Source organism: Aeromonas sp. RU39B, from assembly GCF_900156095.1.
Classification (GTDB): Bacteria; Pseudomonadota; Gammaproteobacteria; order Enterobacterales; family Aeromonadaceae; genus Aeromonas.
On sequence record NZ_FTMJ01000007.1, the window covers coordinates 90,829 to 112,557 of the forward strand.

24 protein-coding genes are annotated in these 21,729 nt (G+C 59.1%); 17 read left to right on the top strand and 7 right to left on the bottom strand.

Annotated elements, in window-relative coordinates; translation table 11 throughout:
- The first annotated feature begins 71 nt into the window (after positions 1-71).
- From aroE to BW958_RS11390, 15 genes are all read left to right on the top strand, one after another.
- Complete coding sequence (gene aroE, locus BW958_RS11320) at positions 72-887, top strand: shikimate dehydrogenase (protein ID WP_076575844.1); 816 nt, start codon at positions 72-74, stop codon at positions 885-887.
- A gap of 24 nt (positions 888-911) precedes the next feature.
- Complete coding sequence (locus tag BW958_RS11325) at positions 912-1,205, top strand: DUF1488 family protein (RefSeq protein ID WP_076575845.1); 294 nt, start codon at positions 912-914, stop codon at positions 1,203-1,205.
- Positions 1,206-1,898: 693 nt separating this feature from the next.
- Positions 1,899-2,441, top strand: a complete 543-nt coding sequence (yihI, locus tag BW958_RS11330; RefSeq protein WP_076575846.1) for a Der GTPase-activating protein YihI — start codon at positions 1,899-1,901, stop codon at positions 2,439-2,441.
- Positions 2,441-2,887 carry a DUF2489 domain-containing protein gene (locus BW958_RS11335; RefSeq protein ID WP_076575847.1) on the top strand — a complete coding sequence of 149 codons (447 nt, stop codon included), beginning with the start codon at positions 2,441-2,443 and terminating at the stop codon, positions 2,885-2,887. The genes yihI and BW958_RS11335 overlap by 1 nt, the downstream gene beginning before the upstream one ends.
- Before the next feature lie 21 nt (positions 2,888-2,908).
- On the top strand, positions 2,909-4,282 hold the full coding sequence (gene hemN / locus BW958_RS11340; protein ID WP_076575848.1) for an oxygen-independent coproporphyrinogen III oxidase: 1,374 nt from the start codon (positions 2,909-2,911) through the stop codon (positions 4,280-4,282).
- Between the two features lie 130 nt (positions 4,283-4,412).
- Complete coding sequence (locus BW958_RS11345) at positions 4,413-5,411, top strand: sulfate ABC transporter substrate-binding protein (RefSeq protein ID WP_076575849.1); 999 nt, start codon at positions 4,413-4,415, stop codon at positions 5,409-5,411.
- A gap of 22 nt (positions 5,412-5,433) precedes the next feature.
- Entirely contained in the window at positions 5,434-6,012 is a 579-nt protein-coding gene (locus BW958_RS11350; protein WP_076575850.1) for an RBBP9/YdeN family alpha/beta hydrolase, read from the top strand.
- 158 nt (positions 6,013-6,170) lie between these two features.
- Complete coding sequence (cysT, locus tag BW958_RS11355) at positions 6,171-7,010, top strand: sulfate ABC transporter permease subunit CysT (protein WP_076575851.1); 840 nt, start codon at positions 6,171-6,173, stop codon at positions 7,008-7,010.
- A complete protein-coding gene (cysW, locus tag BW958_RS11360) occupies positions 7,007-7,885 on the top strand; it encodes a sulfate ABC transporter permease subunit CysW (protein WP_076575852.1) in 879 nt (292 codons plus the stop codon). The genes cysT and cysW overlap by 4 nt, the downstream gene beginning before the upstream one ends.
- A 27-nt stretch (positions 7,886-7,912) precedes the next feature.
- The gene (locus BW958_RS11365; RefSeq protein ID WP_076575853.1) at positions 7,913-8,980 is read left to right on the top strand and encodes a sulfate/molybdate ABC transporter ATP-binding protein; all 1,068 of its coding nucleotides are present in this window, start codon (positions 7,913-7,915) and stop codon (positions 8,978-8,980) included.
- A gap of 9 nt (positions 8,981-8,989) precedes the next feature.
- Entirely contained in the window at positions 8,990-9,940 is a 951-nt protein-coding gene (cbl, locus tag BW958_RS11370; RefSeq protein WP_076575854.1) for an HTH-type transcriptional regulator Cbl, read from the top strand.
- 107 nt (positions 9,941-10,047) lie between these two features.
- Positions 10,048-10,524: a GNAT family N-acetyltransferase gene (locus tag BW958_RS11375; protein WP_143233069.1), complete on the top strand. Its 477-nt coding sequence runs from the start codon at positions 10,048-10,050 to the stop codon at positions 10,522-10,524.
- Positions 10,521-10,760 carry a DUF3624 domain-containing protein gene (locus BW958_RS11380; protein WP_076575855.1) on the top strand — a complete coding sequence of 80 codons (240 nt, stop codon included), beginning with the start codon at positions 10,521-10,523 and terminating at the stop codon, positions 10,758-10,760. The genes BW958_RS11375 and BW958_RS11380 overlap by 4 nt, the downstream gene beginning before the upstream one ends.
- A gap of 30 nt (positions 10,761-10,790) precedes the next feature.
- On the top strand, positions 10,791-11,537 hold the full coding sequence (locus BW958_RS11385; protein WP_076575856.1) for an SDR family oxidoreductase: 747 nt from the start codon (positions 10,791-10,793) through the stop codon (positions 11,535-11,537).
- Positions 11,538-11,684: 147 nt separating this feature from the next.
- On the top strand, positions 11,685-12,836 hold the full coding sequence (locus BW958_RS11390) for an iron-containing alcohol dehydrogenase (protein WP_076575954.1): 1,152 nt from the start codon (positions 11,685-11,687) through the stop codon (positions 12,834-12,836).
- Positions 12,837-12,890: 54 nt separating this feature from the next.
- Here the strand turns inward: BW958_RS11390 and BW958_RS11395 are convergent, their stop codons facing one another.
- From BW958_RS11395 to BW958_RS20505, 3 genes are all read right to left on the bottom strand, one after another.
- Entirely contained in the window at positions 12,891-14,570 is a 1,680-nt protein-coding gene (locus BW958_RS11395; RefSeq protein WP_076575857.1) for a methyl-accepting chemotaxis protein, read from the bottom strand.
- Between the two features lie 177 nt (positions 14,571-14,747).
- On the bottom strand, positions 14,748-16,016 hold the full coding sequence (locus BW958_RS11400; protein ID WP_076575858.1) for an O-acetylhomoserine aminocarboxypropyltransferase/cysteine synthase family protein: 1,269 nt from the start codon (positions 16,014-16,016) through the stop codon (positions 14,748-14,750).
- Between the two features lie 85 nt (positions 16,017-16,101).
- On the bottom strand, positions 16,102-16,260 hold the full coding sequence (locus BW958_RS20505; RefSeq protein WP_179078848.1) for a hypothetical protein: 159 nt from the start codon (positions 16,258-16,260) through the stop codon (positions 16,102-16,104).
- Positions 16,261-16,347: 87 nt separating this feature from the next.
- Between BW958_RS20505 and sgrR the strand changes: the two genes are divergently transcribed.
- Positions 16,348-18,030 (top strand): HTH-type transcriptional regulator SgrR, encoded by a 1,683-nt coding sequence (gene sgrR / locus BW958_RS11405; protein ID WP_076575859.1) that lies wholly within the window; start codon positions 16,348-16,350, stop codon positions 18,028-18,030.
- Positions 18,031-18,698: 668 nt separating this feature from the next.
- Here the strand turns inward: sgrR and BW958_RS11410 are convergent.
- From BW958_RS11410 to bioH, 4 genes are all read right to left on the bottom strand, one after another.
- On the bottom strand, positions 18,699-18,986 hold the full coding sequence (locus BW958_RS11410; RefSeq protein WP_076575955.1) for a hypothetical protein: 288 nt from the start codon (positions 18,984-18,986) through the stop codon (positions 18,699-18,701).
- A 67-nt stretch (positions 18,987-19,053) separates the two neighbouring features.
- Positions 19,054-19,839, bottom strand: a complete 786-nt coding sequence (locus BW958_RS11415; RefSeq protein ID WP_076575860.1) for a putative metalloprotease CJM1_0395 family protein — start codon at positions 19,837-19,839, stop codon at positions 19,054-19,056.
- A 1-nt stretch (position 19,840) separates the two neighbouring features.
- Entirely contained in the window at positions 19,841-20,074 is a 234-nt protein-coding gene (locus BW958_RS11420; RefSeq protein ID WP_076575861.1) for a flagellar basal body rod C-terminal domain-containing protein, read from the bottom strand.
- A gap of 72 nt (positions 20,075-20,146) precedes the next feature.
- Positions 20,147-20,911 carry a pimeloyl-ACP methyl ester esterase BioH gene (gene bioH, locus BW958_RS11425; protein ID WP_076575862.1) on the bottom strand — a complete coding sequence of 255 codons (765 nt, stop codon included), beginning with the start codon at positions 20,909-20,911 and terminating at the stop codon, positions 20,147-20,149.
- 38 nt (positions 20,912-20,949) lie between these two features.
- Here bioH and BW958_RS11430 point away from each other — a divergent pair, with 38 nt between their 5' ends.
- Positions 20,950-21,675, top strand: a complete 726-nt coding sequence (locus BW958_RS11430) for a ComF family protein (protein ID WP_076575863.1) — start codon at positions 20,950-20,952, stop codon at positions 21,673-21,675.
- Positions 21,676-21,729: the final 54 nt, after the last annotated feature.

The window sequence follows — 21,729 nt, forward strand, 5'->3', positions numbered from 1 at the left end:
GGGCCGTTTTGCTTGTGGCAGCCGGCAAAAAGCCGTTAAATCGGACCATCAGCCGTAACAGGATATTTCCGATGGACCGCTATCTCGTATTTGGCCACCCGATTCGCCACAGCAAATCACCCTTCATCCACACCTTGTTTGCCCGCCAGACCATGCAGCAGATGGAGTACTCCCTGTGCGAGCCGCCGCTGGACGGTTTTGCCGATGCGCTGCATCTGTTTTTTGTCCGCGGTGGTAAGGGCTGTAACGTCACGGTGCCGTTTAAGGAACAGGCCTTTGCGCTGGCCGGTTCGCTCACCCCGCGCGCGCGCCGCGCCGGCGCGGTCAACACCCTCAAGATGACCGATGACGGTGTTCTGATCGGTGATAACACTGATGGTGCCGGTCTGGTGGCTGACCTCAAGCAACAATCGGTCGAGCTGGAAGGGGCGCGCATTCTGCTGCTGGGGGCTGGTGGTGCGGCGCGTGGCGCACTGGCGCCGCTGCTGGCCGAGCGTCCCCGCCAACTGGTGATTGCCAATCGCACCCAGGCCAAGGCCGAACAACTGGCCAGCGAGTTTGCCGATCTGGGTGCTGTGCAGGCGTCGGCTTATGCGGCGCTAGAAGGGCCATTTGATCTTATTATCAACTCCACCTCGGCCAGCCTGGCGGGTGAGTTGCCGCCGTTAGCCGCTGACCTGATCCATTCACGCCTGACCGTCTACGATATGATGTATGGCGCCGGTGATACCGCCTTTAACGGTTGGGCGCGTCAACTGGGGGCGGAGCGGGTGATCGACGGACTGGGCATGCTGGTGGAGCAGGCGGCCGAGGCCTTCACCCTGTGGCGCGGTATTCGCCCGGGCACTCGTCAGGTGCTGCGCGAGCTGCGTCGTAATCTGGGTTAAGCCAGAGTCGTTGCGAGGAACACCATGAACCAAGACATTCTGTTTCCCGACCTGCAGGAGTGGCATGGCAGCAGCCAGCTGGTGAGCTTTCCTGCCCAGCAGTGCGGAGCCCTGATCCAGTGCTATATCAGCAAATCCCAGCTGGAACATATGACCGGCCTGCCTCTGTTGGCCGAGGCGGATGTGATGCGGGCGTTTGATTCTCTGCGCTTTGATATCGAAGAGATGGCTAGCTCCGCTATCGAGGAGCAGAACTTTGCTGCCGATGGCGGTATTTATATTGGTCAACACAGCGCTCATTATCGGGGAACGCCGTGAAAAGGTAGATTTCTTACCTGTTTGCTGTAGGAAATTGCCTTTTCAGTGGTCTGACAACGTTTTCTTTTTGAATCCATTTGCTGCAACAAGCCTTTGTTTTTCAATGCTCTGAGGCTTTTTATGGTTTTTATGATGTTTAATCATTGGTAAAGGTCGTTGAGCCCGCTTTTGTCTAATGTATATTAGTCAGTGAGAGCACCTCGTCGCCTTGGTCCTTCCGGTACCGCGACGCTCGCATCAAGGGAGTGGTGCCCTTTCAAGAAGAGAGGTCAAGGCATGACGCCGCCTTCCCGGGCCGCAGGCAGGAGCCAGCAGGCCAGGTAAAAAAGAAGCAAGCACACGCAAATCATACAAACACAATAAATTATGTTACGAGTCAGGGAGACTCTCTGTACCTCACCGCAGTGTGAATGAGGCGCGGACGATGCATCGGGCATCAGGATCTCAAGGGGCAGCGCGCGCTGCCTTTTTTCTGTCTGGCGATTAACCGCTGACCCCTTTTTGTGTCAAAATAGTCACCATCAAACCCAGTCTGTGCCTTTTCCCGGCCGGTGTACCGTTGTAAAGCAAGGCAGAATCCGCGCCGGATCCCAATCCCGCGCCTCTCTCCTGTACCCTCTTTCCACGTCCCGTTAAGATGCCCTTCCATGGCATCTTCAGTCTGGTTCCGTTGTCTTTTTTTGGAGTGAAGTCATGTCGGCCAAACAACCTGTTCGCAAGCCCAAGAGCGGCGGCAAGAAAGAGTCCCAAGAGAGCGCCCTGGCCGGGCGTCAGCGCAAGCGTATCGCCAAGCGTAAAGGGCTGAAGGCGGGCTCCCGCCACTCGGTTGCCGATAACGGCGGCAAGTCTGGCAAGAAGGAGAAGAAGGATCCGCGTATCGGTTCCCGTACTCCGGTAGCACTGATTGTTGAAGCGCCCAAGCCGCAGCCTGCCAAGAGCAAGCCGGTCAAAGAAGAGAAGAAGCCGCTGCCGCTCACTCCCGAGCAGGAGCTGGCCATGATCGAGAACGATGATCGTCTCAATGCGCTGATGGATCGCCTTGATGAGGGCGAGACCCTGAGCCCGGCGGATCAAGCCTGGGTCGAGCAGCAGGTCACCCGTCACCAGCAACTGATGGAAGAGCTGGGTCTGGTGGAAGAGGACGATGAAGACGAAGATGACGCCGAGCCCGCCAGCGATGACGAGCTGTGGGATCGCTTCCTCGACTCTGACTACAAGCCCGAGCCCAAGCCGTGATGTTGACGGCTCTGGCACTGAGCGGGGCGGTGATTTTGCTAGGTCTGGCGGCATATGCCGCCAGTCTGCTGCGCCAGCTGCGGCGTCAGAGTCAGGCCCGCAACACGGCCATTCGGGAGCGCAATACGCGCATTCTGGACAGCGTTCAACTGATCGCCCGTGCCGTGAGTGAGGGGCAATGCGAGTTGTCGGAAGGGGCGATTCGTCTCACCAATCTGCTCGATGCTCTGCAATGGACACCGCCACAGCCGCTGGCCGTGATGTATCCCGGTCTGTACGGGCTGTATGACAAGATCAAAGATCTGCCGACCCATGCGGCGCGCCGTGAGCTGACCAAGCAGGAGCGGATGCGCCAGGATGTGCGGCGACTTGGCCATGAAGCCGACTATAACGATCAGATCCACGATGATCTGGCAAAACTGGCCCGTCTCACGCTGCCGGGATGAGGCCATCATGAGGAGCGTGATGTGCAAGCAGAGAAGATTGTCTGGGATCAGGCGCTGATCGAGAAATACAACTACAGCGGCCCCCGTTATACCTCCTATCCGACGGCGCTCGAATTTGATGAGGCGTTCGGCTTTGATCAGTTTGTGACTGCTGCCGGTCAATATCCTGCCCGTCCACTCTCCCTGTATGTGCATATCCCGTTCTGCCACAAGCTCTGTTACTACTGTGGCTGCAACAAGGTGATCACCCGTCACCAGCACAAAGCCGACCACTATCTCGATTATCTGGAGCGCGAAATTCGCGCCTTGGCGCCGCGCTTTGCCGATCGCACCGTGACCCAGCTGCACTGGGGTGGCGGCACACCGACTTATCTGACCGAAACCCAGACTCGCCGCCTGATGAGTATGCTGCGCGAGCACTTCCACTTTGCCGAGGTGGGCGAAATCAGCATCGAGGTCGATCCGCGGGAGATCGAGCTCTCCATGCTCGATGTGCTGCGTGACGTCGGCTTTAACCGCATCAGCTTAGGGGTGCAGGATTTCAACAAGTCGGTGCAAGAGGCGGTCAACCGCGAGCAGGACAACGACTTTATCCATGCCATGCTGGCGCGCGCCCGTGCGCTGGGATTTAGCTCAACCAACCTCGATCTCATCTACGGTCTGCCACGCCAGACCCGTGAGAGCTTCCGCCATACGCTCGAAGAGGTGCTGGGCACCGAGCCGGCGCGGTTGTCGATCTTCAACTATGCCCACCTGCCAAGCCGCTTTGCCGCCCAGCGCAAGCTCAAAGAAGAAGAGATGCCAGCGCCGCGCGAGAAGCTCGCCATGCTGCAGGAGACCATCGAATTTCTCACCGGCCGTGGCTATCAGTTTATCGGTATGGATCACTTTGCCAGACCCGATGACGAGCTGGCGGTGGCCCAGCGTGAGGGCAAGCTGCATCGCAACTTTCAGGGGTACACCACCCAGGGCGAGTGCGATCTGCTTGGGCTCGGAGTCTCCTCGATCAGCATGCTGGGGGATGCCTATTCCCAGAACCAGAAAGATCTCAAAGAGTATTACGCCCAGATCGATACGCTCGGCCATGCCCAGTGGAAGGGGTGCGCCCTTAACCGGGATGACCTGATCCGCCGGGATGTTATCAAGGGACTTATCTGCAATTTTCGTCTCGACTTTGCCGAGATTGAGCAGCGCTACGATCTGCGCTTTGCCGATTACTTTGCCGAGGATCTGGCCCTGCTCAAGACCTTCGTCGACGATGGTCTGGTCATGCTGGATGAGGGGCGTATCGAGGTGGCGCCAACTGGTCACCTGCTTATTCGCAACATCTGCATGTGCTTTGATGTGTACCTGCGACGCAAGGCGCGGCAGCAGCAATTCTCCCGGGTCATCTGATGGCCCGTCTCACATAGGGACCGCCAAGCGGTCCTTATTTATTTTTGAGATAAGCAAAGCGCAACTTATTCGTTCTCATATATAAGCTCTCACGGCATGCTGCTCCCATTAACCGATAAGGAGCGTCACCATGAAAGCGTCTGTTGTCACCCTCTCCCTGCTTGCAGCCTTGGCCTGGAGTCCGCTGCAGGCTGCCGAACGCCAACTGCTCAACGTCTCTTACGATCCGACCCGTGAGCTCTATCAGGATTACAACAGCGCGTTTGCCAGCTATTGGCAGGGCAAAACCGGTGACAGCGTCACCGTCAAACAGTCTCATGGTGGCTCGGGTAAACAGGCGCGTGCGGTGACCGATGGTCTGGAGGCCGACGTGGTCTCCCTCGCCCTGGGTTACGACATCAATGCCATCGCCAAGGCGGGCTTGCTGCCGGAGAACTGGCAATCGGCGCTGCCGCACAACGCATCGCCGTATACCTCCACCATCGTATTCCTGGTGCGCAAGGGCAACCCCAAAGCCATTAAGGACTGGAACGATCTGGTGCGTGATGACGTCTCCATCGTGACCCCCAATCCCAAGACCTCGGGCGGTGCCCGTTGGAACTATCTGGCCGCTTGGGGTTACGCCAAGCAGCAGGGGGGTGAAGAGAAGGCCAAGCAGTTCATCACCGATCTCTACAAGCATGTGAAGGTACTCGATTCCGGCGCCCGTGGCGCGACCACCAGCTTTGTCGAGCGTGGAATTGGCGATGTGTTGCTGGCGTGGGAGAACGAGGCATTGTTAGTGCTGTCGCAACCGCAGACTGCCGACAAGTTTGAGCTGGTGGTGCCGTCGGTATCGATTCTGGCCGAGCCGCCGGTTGCCGTGGTCGACAAGGTTGCCAAAAAGCACGGCACCGAAGAGTTGGCCAAGGCGTATCTGGCCTACCTCTATTCGGAAGAGGGCCAACGCATCGCCGCCAAACACTTCTATCGACCGACCGATCCCAAGGTTGCTGCCGAGGTGAAGGATCGCTTCCCGGCGCTGAAACTGTTCACCCTGAAAGATATTGAAGGGGATTGGGATCAGGCGCAGAAGCATCACTTTGCCAATGGCGGTCTGTTCGATCAGCTCTACCAACCGGGTCGCTGACCCGCTTCTCTGGAGGCACACCATGCATCGCGTCCTTCTGGTTCCCGGTCTGCATAACAGCGGTCCGGAACACTGGCAGAGCCAGTGGCATCAGCGTTTTCCCACTTGGCAACGTTTAGACGGCCTGCCGTGGGATCAGCCCAATCTCACCATCTGGAGCGAGCGGCTGGCTGATGTGTTGGCGCAGAGTCCGGAGCCGGTGCATCTGGTAGCCCACTCCTTTGGCACGTTGACTGCGGTCGCCGCCAGTCGGTTGCAGCCGGACAAGGTGGCCTCCCTGTTTCTGGCGGCACCGGCCGATCCGGAGCGCTTTGGTATTGTGGAGCGGCGCTTAAGTGGTTCGCTGCCCGCGCCGGCGCTGTTGGTGGCCAGCCGCAGCGACCCCTGGATGTCCTTCGAGCGAGCCAGTCGCTGGAGTCGGCTGTGGCAGACGCCCCTGTTTGATGCAGGAGCCGTTGGCCATATCAACGTCGAATCGGGTCACGGTGAGTGGGGAGATGGATTGGCGCTGCTTGCCGATCTGCATGGTCGGCAGCAGCGTTATCGCTATTTTTCCCATCACCGCCAGCAGCGTAGCTGGAGAGCCAGTCTGACGGGTTAAGAGAAGTGATTGGAGAAAAGAGCAGGTCGCTGACCTGCTTTTTTTATGTCCGCACTGCGTTAGCAGAAAAGTGGAATAGCAAAGCTGGAATCGATCTTTGTCATCGCACCTGCCGCGCCGCAAAATTAGTGTTAACTTTTATAACGAATGGAGTCGTTATGCGATCCAGTTCTTATTCAGTACTTCCGGGACTGGGTCCCACCCTCGGTTTCACGCTGGCCTATCTGGGATTGCTGGTGCTGCTGCCGATCTCGGCACTGGTGCTCTATTCGGTCAATCACTTAAGCGCGGCCGAGTTCTGGCAGGCCGTGAGCCAGCCACGGGTGGTTGCCTCGTTTCGTCTGAGTTTTGTCGCCGCCCTTATCGGGGCCACCCTCAATGCCCTGTTTGGGTTAATCCTCTCTTGGGTGCTGGTGCGTTACACCTTCCCCGGCCGCCGTCTGGTCGATGCTTTGATCGATCTGCCGTTTGCCATGCCAACCGCCGTATCAGGCATCGCCCTGTGCGCCATCTTTGCCCCCAACGGCTGGATTGGCAAGCTGGTGGCGCCGCTGGGCATTGAGATGGCTTACAACCCGGTCGGGGTGGTGATTGCACTGACCTTTATCGGATTGCCGTTTGTGGTGCGCACCCTGCAACCGGTGCTGCGCGAGTTGGAGACCGAGCAGGAAGAGGCGGCGGCCTGCCTTGGCGCCAACCGCTGGCAAACCTTCAGCCGAGTGCTGTGGCCGACCTTGCTGCCGGCACTGCTGACTGGTTTTGCGCTGGCGTTTGCCCGCGCTGTCGGTGAATACGGCTCGGTCATCTTCATTGCCGGAAACTTACCGATGGTGTCGGAGATCGCCCCCCTGATGATCATGAGTCACCTGGAGGAGTACGACTATGCCGGTGCTTCGGCCATCGCGGTGGTGATGCTCTCCCTGTCGTTTTTGTTGCTGCTGCTGATTAACCAACTGCAGGCCTGGAGCTGGCAGCGTATTGGAGGAAGCCGGGTATGAGTGAGATAACACTGACGGTCACGGCTGCCGCAACTCCGGTGGCGCAGGCTCCGGTGGTGACCCGCGAGCCACGCTGGGTCAAGGTACTGCTGATCATGCTGGGTCTGGGCTGGTTTGCAGCGCTGCTGCTGTTGCCACTGGCGACGGTCTTTATACAGGCGCTCACGCCGGGGCTGCGTTTTTTCTGGGAGGCCATCAGCGAGCCCGACGCCATCAGCGCGCTCGGCCTGACCGCATTGGTGACCCTCTGCTCGGTGCCGCTCAACGTGCTGTTTGGGCTGGCGGCTGCTTGGGCGATTGCCCGCTTTCGTTTCCCCGGCCGGCAACTGTTGATCACTGTGATTGACCTGCCGTTTTCGGTCTCACCGGTGATCGCCGGATTGATGTTCGTACTGCTGTTTGGCAGTCGCGGCTGGTTTGGGGATTGGTTGAGCGCGCATGACATCAAGATCATCTTCGCCACACCGGGGATCATTTTGGCCACCACCTTTATCACTGTGCCGTTTGTGGTGCGTGAGCTGCTGCCGCAGATGGAGGCGCGTGGCCCGGAAGAGGAGGAGGCCGCCATGATGCTGGGAGCCAGCGCTTTGCAGATGTTCTGGCGGGTGACCCTGCCCGGCATCCGCTGGAGCCTGATGTATGGCGTGCTGCTCTCCACGGCCCGAGCGGTGGGCGAGTTTGGCGCGGTGTCGGTCGTATCCGGTCATATTCGCGGCGAGACCAACACCCTGCCTCTGCACATCGAGATTCTCTACAACGAGTACCAGACCGGGGCTGCCTTTGCGGTGGCGAGCCTGCTCGCCCTGTTCGGCATAGTGACCCTGATCGGTGAAACCCTGCTCTCGCGCCTGCGTGGCGCCGGGCAGAAACAGTGATATTCCTGCGGACGTGAAGGGGACCCCATGAGCATCCAGGTTCAGCAACTTAACAAGCATTTCAATCAGTACGCCGCCCTGCAGGATATCAATCTCGACTTCCATGACGGGGAGCTGGTGGCCCTGCTGGGGCCCTCGGGCTGCGGCAAAACCACCCTGCTGCGCATCATTGCCGGTCTCGAGCAGGCCGATAGCGGGCGCGTCATTATTCGCGGCGAAGATGCCTCGGATTTGCATGTGCGTGAGCGCAACGTCGGCTTTGTATTCCAGCACTACGCCCTGTTTCGCCATATGACGGTGTTTGAAAACGTGGCCTTTGGTCTGCGGGTCAAACCCCGTGGTCAGCGGCCGGATGAGCGCACCATCAGCAGCCGGGTCAATGAGCTGCTCGAACTGGTGCAACTGGGTCATGTGGCGGGTCGTTATCCGGCCCAGCTCTCCGGTGGACAACGCCAGCGGGTGGCTCTGGCCCGTGCACTGGCGGTGCAACCCAAGGTATTACTGCTCGACGAGCCGTTTGGTGCGCTCGATGCCCAAGTGCGCAAAGAGCTACGCCGCTGGCTGCGTGAGCTGCACGACGAGCTGCACGTCACCAGTCTGTTTGTCACCCACGATCAGGAAGAGGCGCTCGAAGTGGCCGACCGGGTGGTGCTGATGAACGCCGGTCGCGTCGAGCAGATTGGCTCGCCGGCCGAGGTGTATGAGCAGCCGGCCAGCCCCTTTGTGCACAGTTTCCTCGGCAGTGTGAACCTGTTCCATGGCCGCGTGGCTGAGTTGGGGCTGGGGATCGACGATCAGCTGATCCGTGGCGCTGTGCCGCAAACCTTGGCGCCAGGCAGTGCGGCGGTCGCCTATGTGCGTCCGCACGAGCTGGAGATTGCGCCGGGCAGTGCAGGGGAAGGCGTGCCGGCGGTGATTGCTCGTCTGCTGCCGGTCGGTGCCCGAATTCGCGTCGAGCTACGCGGACAGGGTGCTCAGGCCGCCCGCCTGTATGAAGCGGAGATCGGCAAGGAGCAAGCCGCCACCCTGCAACCGGGGCAGGCAGTGCGTCTGGTCGCCAGACAGGCCCAGTTCTATCCGGACTATCAGATCTAGGGAGAGATCATGAATTTTCAACAGCTGCGCATCATCCGCGAGGCCGCACGTCGCGACTGCAACCTGACCGAGGTGGCCAATGCGCTCTACACCTCACAGTCCGGCGTTAGCCGCCATATTCGCGAGCTGGAAGAGGAGCTTGGCATTGCGCTGTTTGTGCGTCACGGCAAGCGATTGCTCGGAATGACCGAGCCGGGTAAGGAGTTGCTGGTGCTGGCCGAGCGCATCCTGAGTGATGCCCACAACATCCGCAAACTGGCCAGCTCGTTTGCCAACCGCGAGTCGGGGCGGCTGCTGGTGGCGACAACCCATACTCAGGCGCGCTATGCCCTGCCGCGCGTCATTCAGGCATTTCGCGAGCAGTTTCCACAGGTGCAGCTGGAGTTGCATCAGGGCGGACCGGACGAGATCGTGCGGCTGTTGCAGGCCGGTGCAGTGGATATCGGGATCAGTAGCGAGCGACTCGATCACAGTGACGGCGTGGTGGCGTTTCCCTACTATCGTTGGCACCACAATGTGGTGGTGCCGGCCGGCCATCCGCTGACCGGGCAACCGGATCTGACGTTGGCGCAGTTGGCGCAGTGGCCGATCATCACCTATCAGTCTGGCTTGACCGGGCGTGCCCGGGTCGATGAGGCGTTTGCCAACGCCGGGATCGAGCCGGAAATCCTGCTGACGGCGCAAGATTCCGACGTTATCAAAACCTACGTCGAGCTCGATATGGGGGTCGGCATCTTGGCCGACATGGCGTTTGATGCCAATCGTGACAGCGGTCTGGTACAGCTCGATGGCAGTCACCTGTTTGCACCGCATACCGCCTGGTTGGGCCTCAAGCAGGGACAGTTCCAACACAATTTTGTCTGGCAGTTCATTCAGTTGTGTAATCCTGCCCTTTCGCTGACCGATATTCAGTCGCGGGTGATGGGAGCGGTCGAAAACTCGCTCGATTATCAAATCTGAGTCCGCTTATCCCCTCTCAAGCGTGGCGCCAAGGACGGTATACGGGTTACATTAGTGACCATGATGACCGGACTCCCAGTGGCAAACGTCGCTTTTGGGTGCTGATGATGCCCAGCCAAGCCGCGCTACCCCGTTACCTCTCCCTGCGTGATGCAACGCCAGACGATCTGGCGGCGATCGTCCGCCTCGAGCGTTACATGTTCAGCCCTGAAATTGCCTTCGGCCTCGAGCGTTGGCGCTATCTGCTGGCTCGCTCCAGTGGCCGCACCTGGCTGCTGCTCGATGCCAGTGGCGAGCTGCTCGGCTATCTCTGCATGCTTGAGCACAAGGGGTGGCGGCGGGTGGTGGTGCAGACGCTGGCCATTCACTGGCGCATTCGCGGTGTGGGTTGGGCGCGCTGGCTGCTTGAGCAGTTGATCCGTGAGGCGCGCAGCCAGGGGTGGCGCAGCATCCGGCTGGAAGTGAGCGATCGCAATCCGGAGGGGCTGGCGCTTTACGACAAGCTCGGCTTTGCCTGCGTCACTGTGCTGCCGGATTACTACGGCGAGGGCCATCATGGTCAGCGCAGGGTGTTGACGCTATGAGCTGCGATGACTGCCTGTTAGACGGGATCAAGGCCAAGCTCGGCCGCTGCCGAACCTGCGCCATGCTCACGTTTTTCATTGGTCTGGCGGGGACGTTGGTCTGGTGGTGGCAGGGGGCGAACACCTCGGTTAATGCACTCGTCGGCGCGCTGTTTGCCCTGTCCGGTTGGGGATTATTCCTCATGCATCTGCTGGTGTTTGTCTGGCGTCGCCTGACCGGGCGGGAGCTGGATTAGCACCCCATTCTCAAGCGAAGGAGGCTTGTCATGATTGCATTGGTAACCGGCGCCAGCGCCGGCTTCGGGATGGCCATCAGCCGACTGCTGGTGGCAAACGGCTGGAAGGTGATCGGTAGCGGCCGCCGTGCCGAGCGGCTACAGACGCTGCAAAACGAGCTGGGCGACGCCTTTTTGCCACTGGTGTTTGATGTGCAGGATCGCGCGGCGACGGAAGCTGCCATCGCCGCTCTGCCCGCCGACTGGCAGGCGGTCGATCTGCTGGTCAACAATGCCGGATTGGCGCTTGGCCTCGAGCCGGCCCACAAGGCCAGCATGGAAGACTGGGAACAGATGATTGCCACCAACGTCATGGGGCTGGCCCGTGTGACCCGCCTGCTGCTGCCCGGCATGGTCGAGCGCGGCCGTGGCCATGTGATCAACATCGGCTCTATCGCCGGCACCTATCCCTATCCGGGCGGTAATGTGTATGGCGCGACCAAGGCCTTTGTGAAGCAGTTCAGCCTCAACCTGCGCGCCGATCTGGCCGGTACCCCGATCCGGGTGACCAACGTGGAGCCAGGTATGTGCGGCGGCACCGAGTTTTCCAACGTGCGCTTTCACGGCGATGATGCCAAGGCGGCCGCCGTGTATCAGGGCGTGGAGTTTATCCAGCCGGAAGATATCGCCAATACCGTGCTGTGGATCAGCCAGCAGCCGGCCCACTTCAACGTCAACAGCATCGAAGTGATGCCCGTCGCCCAAAGTTTCGGCCCGCTGGTGGTCAAGCGTCAGTAATCCTCTCTTGCTGCATCGCGGTACGGCCATGTGCCGTACCGTGCTCTGCCTCCCGGTATGCGACCGACAATTGAGTTATAACTCACTGTTTTGAGGCCCCGAGTGCGCTGTCGCACAATGCCCGGGAGCCGCAAACAGGGGATGGTTATGCACAATTTCCAGTTTCACAATCCAACCCGTATCTGCTTTGGCCGGGGAGAGATCGCCACGATTGCCGATCAGATCCCGCAAACTGCCCGTGTTCTGGTGCTTTATGGTGGCGGCAGCATCAGGCAGAACGGTGTCTATGAACAACTCCAGCAGGCGCTGGCAAACCATCAATGGCAAGCCATGCCTGGCGTCTCTCCCAATCCGCAATATGAACAGCTGATGCAAGCGGTGGAGCTGGTGCGCCGTGAGCAGCTCGATTTTGTGCTGGCGGTGGGTGGCGGCTCCGTGATCGACGGTGGCAAATTTGTGGCTGCCGCCGCCTGCTATGAGGGGAGCGATCCCTGGGATCTGCTGGCCAAGGGGGAGCCGGTGCTGTCGGCGCTGCCGCTTGGCTGTGTGCTGACACTGCCAGCGACCGGCTCGGAGAGCAATCCGGTGTCGGTCATCAGTCGTGGCAAGGCCAAGCTCTCGTTTCGCTCGCCCAAGGTTCAACCGCGTTTTGCCGTGCTCGATCCGAGCGTCACCTTCAGCCTGCCGCCTCGCCAGATTGGGAACGGGGTGGTCGATGCGTTTGTGCATGTGCTCGAGCAGTATCTGACCTATCCGGTGGGCGGTGACGTGCAGGACCGGCTCGCCGAAGGGCTGTTGATGGTGCTGCGTGACAATGGTCCACGCGCCCTGAAAGAGCCTGATAATTATGAGGTGCGCGCCAATATCATGTGGGCCGCCAGCCTGGCACTGAACGGCCTGATTGGCCGGGGTGTGCCGCAGGATTGGTCGTGCCATGCCATCGGCCATCAGCTGACCGCCCTGTATGGGCTGGATCACGCCCAGAGTCTGGCCGTGGTACTGCCGTCACTGCTGCGCGAGATGGCCGATGCCAAGCAGGATAAACTCTGCCAGCTGGCGCGCCGGGTGTGGGGGAATGCCCGTGAGGATCGCGCCCTGCAGGTGGAGGAGGCGATTTTGCGTATCGACAACTTCTTCCGTCAGATGGGGGTGGCCACTCGCCTCACCGACTACGGTTTGCACGAAGGGTGTATCGCTGCGGTGTGCTCCAACCTCAAGCGGTTTGGCCTGACCGCATTAGGTGAACACAAGGATATCGACCCCGAGCGAGTTGCCCGCATCCTGCAGCAGGCGTTGTAGCGGTGCTGCCAAAGGAAAGGCCGGCTAGATGCCGGCCTTGGTCTTTTTGGTGGATTATATCTGAAAGCGCTCGACCAGCAGGTTGAGCTGCGAGCCGGAGCTGGCCAGTTCGTCACAGGTTTTACGGGTCTCTTCGGCACCCGAATTGAGGGTGTGAACGATCTGCTGAATGGCGACCAGGTTGCGGTTAATCTCTTCGGTCACCGCATTTTGCTGCTCGGCTGCGCTGGCGATCTGCAGGTTCATGTCATTGATGGTGGTAATGGCAGCGCCCATGTTATCGAGATTGTTCACTAGCGCCTCGGTCTCGGCTAGCGTAGCGCCGTGGCGCGATTGGCTGCTTTCCATCATTTCGCCCGCCTGATGCACGATCGCCTGCAGGTTTTGCAGCATGTTGCCAATCTCTACCGTGCTCTGCTGAGTACGTGAAGCGAGCTGGCGCACCTCATCGGCCACCACCGCAAAACCGCGGCCCTGTTCACCAGCTCGAGCCGCTTCGATGGCGGCGTTGAGTGCCAACAGGTTGGTCTGCGAAGCAATCCCGGCAATGACGCTCACCACATCCTGAATGCGGTCGGTCTCTCGGGTCAGGGTGCCAATCTGATCGTGGATGCCGTTGAGATCGCTCACCAGCATATGGATGCCATCGGTGGCGCGCACTACGACGGAACGGGTCTGGCGCGACACGTTATCGGCGCTGCTGGTGGCTTGTGCGGCATCGCCGGCGTTAGCGGCGACGCTCTGGGCGGTAGCGCTCATTTCGGTCATCGCCGTCACGACCTGCTCGGTCTCGCTGTGGTGTGACTGCATCTGCTGCAGGTAGTAGCGAGTTTGGGATTGCAGAGCCTCGACCGACTGGTAGACCCGGTGAGAGGCCTGGCTCACCTGTTCGACCAGATGGTGGATCTTGTCGATAAAGTCGTTGAACCCTTTAGCCAGTTGGCCGAGTTCATCGTGCTGGTTCAGATTTATGCGGCGTGTCAGATCGCCCTCACCGTGGGAGAGATCATGAAAGCTGCTGACCAAGGTGTGGATCGGCCGGGTGATCTGCCGCGAAACCCACAGGCCGAGTAGAATCGCCAGCAGTGTCAGCGCCAGTGAGGTGAGCAGAGTGGTCTGCATCATGTGGTGTAGCTGCGTTTCGCCCTCTTCACGGGCGGCGATCACCGCATCGTCAATATCATCGATATAAAAGCCGGTGCCGATGATCCAGTTCCACTGTGGCACCACGACGCCGTAGCCCAGCTTGGGCTGATCGCTGCCCTTGGAAGGCTTGTTCCAGACAAAGCGCGAGTAGCCATCGCCAGAGCGGGCGGCACTGATGATGTCCTGAATCACCTTGTTGCCGGCGCTATCGGTCATGCCAGACAAGTCTTTGCCTTCCAGTTCCGGTTTGATGCCGTGGGCAATGTTGATGCCACGAGTATCGTAGACATAGAAGTACCCATCCTTGGCATAACGCAGAGCACGCAGAATCTGCTTGGCTTCGGACTGCGCCTCGGGTGTGTTGCTCTGGGTGAGATGGGCGATGGCGGTCTGCGCCATCAACACGTGTTCGGCCAGCTCGGTCTTCTTCTGTGCCAGCGCTTGGTCACGAAACGCGATCAGTTGCTGTTCCAGTGCGCTCTGCTGGCGCAACCAGAGGCTGATATTGAGTGTCAGGGTCATCAGAAGGAGGGGAATGATGGCGAGAATGAGGGTCTTGGTCCGGATGGAGAGGTTCTTTATCTGCATGTGACTTACCTTGCTGCCGTGGTGGTGCTCTCCCCATATTACGAACCGGCGTTTTAGATTAATGTTAGCCAGATCAAACGGTTGCTAGTGATTTATTTCATTATTTGATTAGTTGTGGGTTCCTATGGGGCCTTAATAAAACAGGCGCCCGCAGGCGCCTTGCTATGCGTTGTTCGCTCAGGCTTCGAGCGCCTGATCCAAATCAGCCAACAGATCGCGGATATCCTCGATTCCTATCGACAGGCGAATCATCTCCGGCTTGACCCCGGCCTTGGCCTGCTCCTGTTCGCTCAGTTGGCGGTGGGTGGTGGATGCCGGGTGGCAGGCCAGCGACTTGGCATCACCTATGTTAACCAGTCGCTTGAAGATCTTCAGTGCATCGTAAAAGCGCACGCCGGCCTCATAACCCTCTTTGAGACCAAACGAGAGCAGTGCCGACGGACGTCCGCCCATATAGCGTTCGGCCAGTGCGTGGTGCGGGTGCTCCGGCAGGCCGGCATAGCTGACCCAGGCCACCTTGGGGTGCTGCTTGAGGTGGGTCGCCACCTTGAGGGCATTCTCCACATGTCGCTCCATGCGCAGGCTCAGGGTCTCCAGGCCTTGCAGGATCAGGAAGGCGTTGAACGGCGAGAGCGCGGCGCCAGTGTTGCGCAGCGGCACGGTACGCACCCGGCCGATAAAGGCCGCCGGACCAAACGCCTCGGTGTAGACCACTCCGTGATAAGAGGGTTCGGGCTGGGTCAGCTGCGGGAAGCGTTCGGCATGCTCGGCCCAGGGGAAAGTGCCGCCATCGACGATGATGCCACCCAGGGAGTTACCGTGGCCGCCAACGTATTTGGTCAGGCTGTGCACCACGATGTCGGCACCGTGGGCGATCGGTTTGCACAGCACCGGTGAGGCGACGGTGTTATCGACGATCAGCGGAACCCCCTTGGCATGGGCGGCGTTGGCCAGTGCGGTCAGATCGACGATGTTGCCAGCCGGGTTGCCGATGCTCTCGCAATAAACCGCCTTGGTACGTTCGTCGATCAGCTCGCTGATCGCCTCGGCGCTGTCATCGCGGGCAAAACGCACCTCAATGCCCTGGCTTGGCAGCATGTGGGCAAACAGGGTGTAGGTGCCGCCATAGAGCTGCGGGGTGGAGACAATGTTGTCACCCACCGCCGCCAGCGCTTGAATGGCATAGGTGATGGCGGCCGAGCCGGCGGAGACAGCCAGTGCAGCGACGCCACCTTCCAGTGCAGCCAGACGCTGCTCCAGCACATCGTTGGTCGGATTCATGATCCGGGTATAAATGTTGCCGGGCACGGCCAGGTTGAAGAGGTCGGCTCCGTGCTGGGCACTGTCAAATTCGTAGGCAACGGTCTGATAAATGGGGACGGCCACCGCCTTGGTGGTCGGATCGTTGCTAAAACCATGGTGCAGGGCCAGGGTCGCGTCTTGCATGGAATATTCCTTATTCTCTGGACGGATAGACGTCCACTCTATGCTGCCACGCGGCCGCTGTAAACTGCACAGATTGGCAATGCAATTACGTTCTGCGTCGATACGTCTGCTCATCGATAAAAGAGAGATCCCACTGCATTAACTGGGTCAGGTAGTGCGCAGGATCGGATTGGCAGGCCGGCAGGTAGGCCTTGATGCGGCGATAGTAGCTGCGCCAGAAAGGCAGGGCGTAGGTCGGTAACATGGTGTTTTCTCCTCTTGGCTGGCGACAGTATTGTCATAAAATAGGAAGACAAAAACTGACCATGTTAAATCATTAATTTCCCCAATTATGCCCACCACACGCCTCTACCAGCAGTTTGAACGGCTGGCTGCCCAGCTTCCGGAACGCAGCCGCCAGATGACACTCACCCAGGTGGCCGACCTGCTTTGCTGCACGCCGCGTAATGCCAGAGTGCTGCTTGGCCGCATGCAGGAACAAGGCTGGTTGAGCTGGCAAGCGAGCGCCGGACGTGGCCGCCGCGCCACCTTGACCCTGCATGATATTCCCCAGGCCTTTCGTCAACAGCAGCTGCTGCAGCTGATCCGCCAAGGCAAATTGGAGCAGGCGATGCAGTGGGTGGAGGGACGGGCCGAGCGTCTGATCCCCTGGTTGCAGGTTGGTACCGGCATGACGGCTGAGGGGCGGCAAATCCTGCGGGTGCCCTACTATCGCCCTTTGCCGCATCTGTTACCGGGACCCGCTTTGCGCCGCTCCGAGATCCATTTGGTGCGGCAGATCTTCAGCGGCCTGGTGCGGCGAAATGAGGAAAATGGGGAAGTCGAACCGGATCTGGCACATCACTGGGAAGCGCTGACTCCCCGGCACTGGCGCTTCTATCTAAGGCCAGTGGTGCGCTTTCATCATGGCCGCCTGCTCACCGCCGAGGATGTGGTGGCGTCGCTCGAAGCACTGCGCTGCGAGCCGCTGTTTGACCATCTGCAGCACTGCGAGGTGATCAACCCGAGAACGGTCGATCTGCATCTTGGTGATGCAGATGCCTGGTTGCCACAACTGCTATGCGAACCACAGGCGGTTATTCTGCCGCATGAGTGGCCTGGTCTGGCTGGCTTCTCGCTCAATCCCATCGGCTGCGGCCCTTACCGGGTGGTCACCAACGATGCAAGGCGACTGCGCTTGCAGGCCTTTGACGACTATTTCGGTTTGCGCGCCCTGCTCGATGAGATCGATATCTGGATGATGCCCGAGTTGGCCGAGCGCCTCACTTATCAACTGACGGTGGGACAAGATCGCCCCGAACTGGGCCAGATGCGTGCGGAGTCGGAGCTGGAGTCAGGTTGCTACTTCCTGCTGGCGGATGGCCGTTCGCCGGCGCTGAGGGATCCGGTGTTGCGCCGCTGGTTGGCTTATCGGCTCAATGGTGCCGAGTTGCTGGGGCGGGTTGATCGCCAGATGCAGCAGATGCTGACGCCGGCACGTGGTCTGTTGCCTCACTGGCGCGATGGCGGTGAGCTTGCCGTGCCTCCCATGCCCGAGGCGCTGCCGGGCCGGTTGGTGATCGCCTGCTTTAACCAGCATCTCGAGTTCGAGGAGCTGGCTCGGGCGATGGTGACCTGCCTGGGCCAGTTTGATATTGCCCTTGAGCTGCGTGAGCTGGATTACGCCGAATGGGCCAGCGGGCAGGCTGAGGATGTCGATCTTTGGCTCGGCACCGTCAACATGGAGCACGAGCGCGATTTTGCTGCTTATGCCTGGCTGCAGGGGATTCCGCTGTTGCATCGGATCTGGTCGGCTGAGCCTTGGCTGTGGCGCGGGTTAACCGACTGGCGCAGCTTGTCTGATGAAGAACATTCGCCGCGCAGACTGCTACTTCGTCTACAGAATGAGGGCTGGTTTATGCCGCTGTTTCATCACTGGTTGTCGATGGAGAGTCGGGTGGGCGTGCATGGTGTGCGCATGACAGCGCTGGGGTGGTTTGATTTTCAGCGTGCCTGGATCAAGCCGGAGGTTTAATCGCTGACAAAGGCAAAACGGCTTGTTTCATGTTGCGAATTAACATGGCGCTGTCGGGCGTCACGTTTTCCGGCTGGATGGTCGGTTTCGCTCCAGAATTACCATACTGTAATAAAATTTCAAAAAAATCTGGAATAAAAAAAAGCCGGTCACCTGTTTGGCACCGGCCCATGACGATCAAATTTAATAGGGAAGAAGCTAAATCTTGAGAACTCGACGATTGAATTTCCTCAAGAAACCCCTGAATTATACCAGAATAGCAACAGCTTTAAAGTATTTGCTCTAAATTGCAGGCAAAAAAACGCCCCGAAGAGGTCAAACTCTACGGGGCTGCTATTCAGCCACATTCAATTACGTGAAATAAAAGGTCTGAAAGATAGAACATCTTACCTCTGTACCCTACGCGTTCAACTTTACTGCAAGGATGTGGAAAATGAAAGTAATTTTTGTAAGTTACTTTCACAAACTGTGACTGAAAATATTTTCTTTATAAATCATTATGATAAAAAAAGCCCCGAAAGAATTCGGGGCGTATTCAAAAGGTGACTTATTAGCACTTCCTCAACTATACAGTTAGTCAGCGGTTTTCACGGGAGGTTCCATTCAAACATGAAAAAAGTTCACCAGACGGCGCGCCATGCCCGAGATACATCATTAATTATTTGAATTTATTGGCTTTCCTTACCAAGTAAATCCAGCAACTCTTGTGGGTCCTGAGTCTTTGCCAGCCCGTCACGCAGCCGGTTGAAGGCGTTGCAGGCTTCCTGAGGGTATTTGCCAAACGATACAACCCCGGTGTGACTCCAGCCAGCGGCCAGCATGACCTTCTTCTTGAATGCTGTGCCTTCGGTTCCGCCACCGCCAAGTTGCATCAAGAGCTGTTCCATCTGGAGATGGGGCGGAGGAACGCGGGAAAACGTGGTGAAATCTTCGGGTTTTACTTCATTAAAGTTCATGTAGGCCTCGCTATGACGGGTGGACCGATCTTCAAGATAGATCATAGCGACAGAAAGTGGTGGATTCCTAAGCAGTCAGATCGACGGCGCTGGAGGAAGCAGGGGTGACAGCGCTCTGATAACGGTTGGCTATCACCTGATTGCGATTGATCAGATAGGTGTCGAGGGTCCCGCCAGAAAAGGCCTGGATCTGGCGCTGGCGCAGCATGCCACGGGCCTTGGCCTCTTTCTCGGCAGCCAGACGTGCGACCGAATAGTCCTGGGAAGAGGGTTGCTCGGGCGCCAGGGCGGCGGCCTGAACAATTTGCATCTTGTCGATGGTGCCATGAGGGTTGTGCGGCACCTCGGAAATATCGATCTCAACTTCACCCGAGGTGGCATATCGCTGGCGATCCGGCCCACTGGTATAGCTGTAGACCGGCGAGCCAGCATATTGGCCGCCGACACGTTGATGAGCCTGTTCGTGGTCACGAACGTCCTGATCAGTCTCCTGCAGCTGTTGCAGCTCTTCCTGTTGTTGGGGCGTGTATTGATCATCGCGCTGTTGCTGCGACGACTGCTGCTGGCCTTGTTGGCGGCCGGCATCAGGATCGATGGCATCAGCCAGATAGCGGGATTGGAGCAGGGATTCATTGCGGTTGTCACGCAGGGTGACGACCGTATCGGCGTTATTGGCAGTGCTTCTGGTTTTCTCTTTTTGCTGGTCGCTGCCGGTTTCACCACTCGGCGAACCGGCACGTGAATTGGCCGGCTGGGGGATAAACTCAGCTTTACGATTGTCTGCTCGCGCCGATTCCGTCTGTGGATACAGATGATTGGGAATCAGGTTGGGCAGGGTGACATTGACGTTCATGTCACACCCGGATGTCGATCAGGGTCCCCATCATGTCACTGGCGGTCTTGATGACCTTGGCATTGGCTTCACCTTGCAGCTCACCGCTTTTCAGGTTGACCAACTCGTCGGTGACATTGACCTTGTCGCCGCTCGGGGTGTTAAGCCGGGCAATGGCATCAGATGCCTTGTCGACGGTCTGCTCGGCGCGCTGATAGCCGAGCACACCGCTGCTCATGGCGGAATCAATACGCATGGTGTTTCTCCTTATCCGGATAGATCAATTATCCGTCAGCGATGCCGAGAAATGAAGCGCGATGGTGTTTTTTTAGACGATCTCGGTCAGTAGACGCTGACAAAACTCATCCGGATGGGAAATAAAGGGCGCATGTGACGCCTTCTCGAACAGAATGCTGCGGCTGGCCGGATAGCGCTGATCGAGCAGGGGGATCGTGGCCTTAGGCACCAACGAGTCCAGTCGGCCATAGATGCGCAGCCAAGGGCCTTGCCAGCGCAGCATCTCATCACGCAAATCGGCGTCGGCCAGAATCTCGAGCCCGGCCGCCAGTGCCCGTGGATGGGGAGCAGGGCGCTGCGCCAGCCACTCTTTGAGTTGGCGAATATCATCGCGGGCATGTTCACTGCCAAGCGCCTGAATCGCCAGAAAGCGCTCGATGGTGAGGCTGAAATCATGGCCGAGCATGGCCTGGAAGTTATCGAGCACCTTGGGGGCAATGCCCGGCCATTCGTCACGGGCAACAAAGCAAGGAGAGCTGGCGAGGGTGACCAGTTGCGCTACTTGGGTCGGGCGGTCGAGAGCAATTTGGCTGGCGACCAGGCCACCAAGCGACCAACCCAGCACAGTGGCGTGCTCAGGCATGACTTCGCCAACGCGCTCGGCCAGCCACGGCAGGGTGTAGTCACTGTCCTCTGCGAGCGGTGAGTGGCCAAACCCAGGCAGATCCACCAGATGCAGCCGAAAGTGTTTTGCCAGCGTTGGGGCAATGCCCTGCCAAACGGCGCTGTTCATTCCCCACCCGTGCAGCAGGACCAGATCCGGGCCCGCTCCCATCTGTTCGACGCTAATGCTCATCTACACTCATGTCCTGTTGCTGCAAATTCTGGTGCTGCATGGTAAAGGGCTGGATTGACAAAGCAAAGGGTTGGCTGGGCTCATCGGTCGATTGGACGGGTCATTGTTTGCTCTGTAACCTGCCCAGCCACTGGCCGCTACTGTGTGATGACTGCCGGCTGGCGCTGCAGCAATCCCAATCGCGCTGTCAGGGATGCGCCGCGCCTCTGCCGCCATGGCTGCCGGATGAGCAGCGGCTCTGTGGTCGCTGTCAGCGGCGCCCACCGCCTTGGCAGCGATTGCAGGTGGTCGGGGATTACCAAGCGCCTTGGCCCGTGCTGGTGCCGCGCTTTAAATATGCCAGGCAGACTATGCTGGCCCCGGTTCTGGCCAGGTTGTTGGCCGATCATCTGGATCTGGCTGCGCCACCCGAGGTGATTGTGCCGGTACCTCTGCACTGGTGGCGCCGGCTGCGACGCGGCTTTAACCAGTCACAGCTATTGGCGGTAGAGCTCAGTGCCCTGACCGGCATCCCGGTGGATGGCCGTTTGCTCAGGCGAATTCGTCATACTCCGCAGCAGGCCAGCCTCACGGCTGGCGCGCGGCGACGCAACCTGAAAGGTGCATTTGAGGTGGCAGCCCATCGCTATCGTCATGTGGCGCTGCTCGATGACGTGGTCACCACCGGTGCCACGGCCGGACAGTTGACCCGTCTGTTACTAAAAAGCGGAGTCGAGCGAGTAGACGTGTGGGCGCTGTGCCGCACCCAGCGCCATCTGAGCTGAGGGTCACGCTGTGTGATTGCGTTGCTACCCATCACGCAGCAACCGGAGTATCAT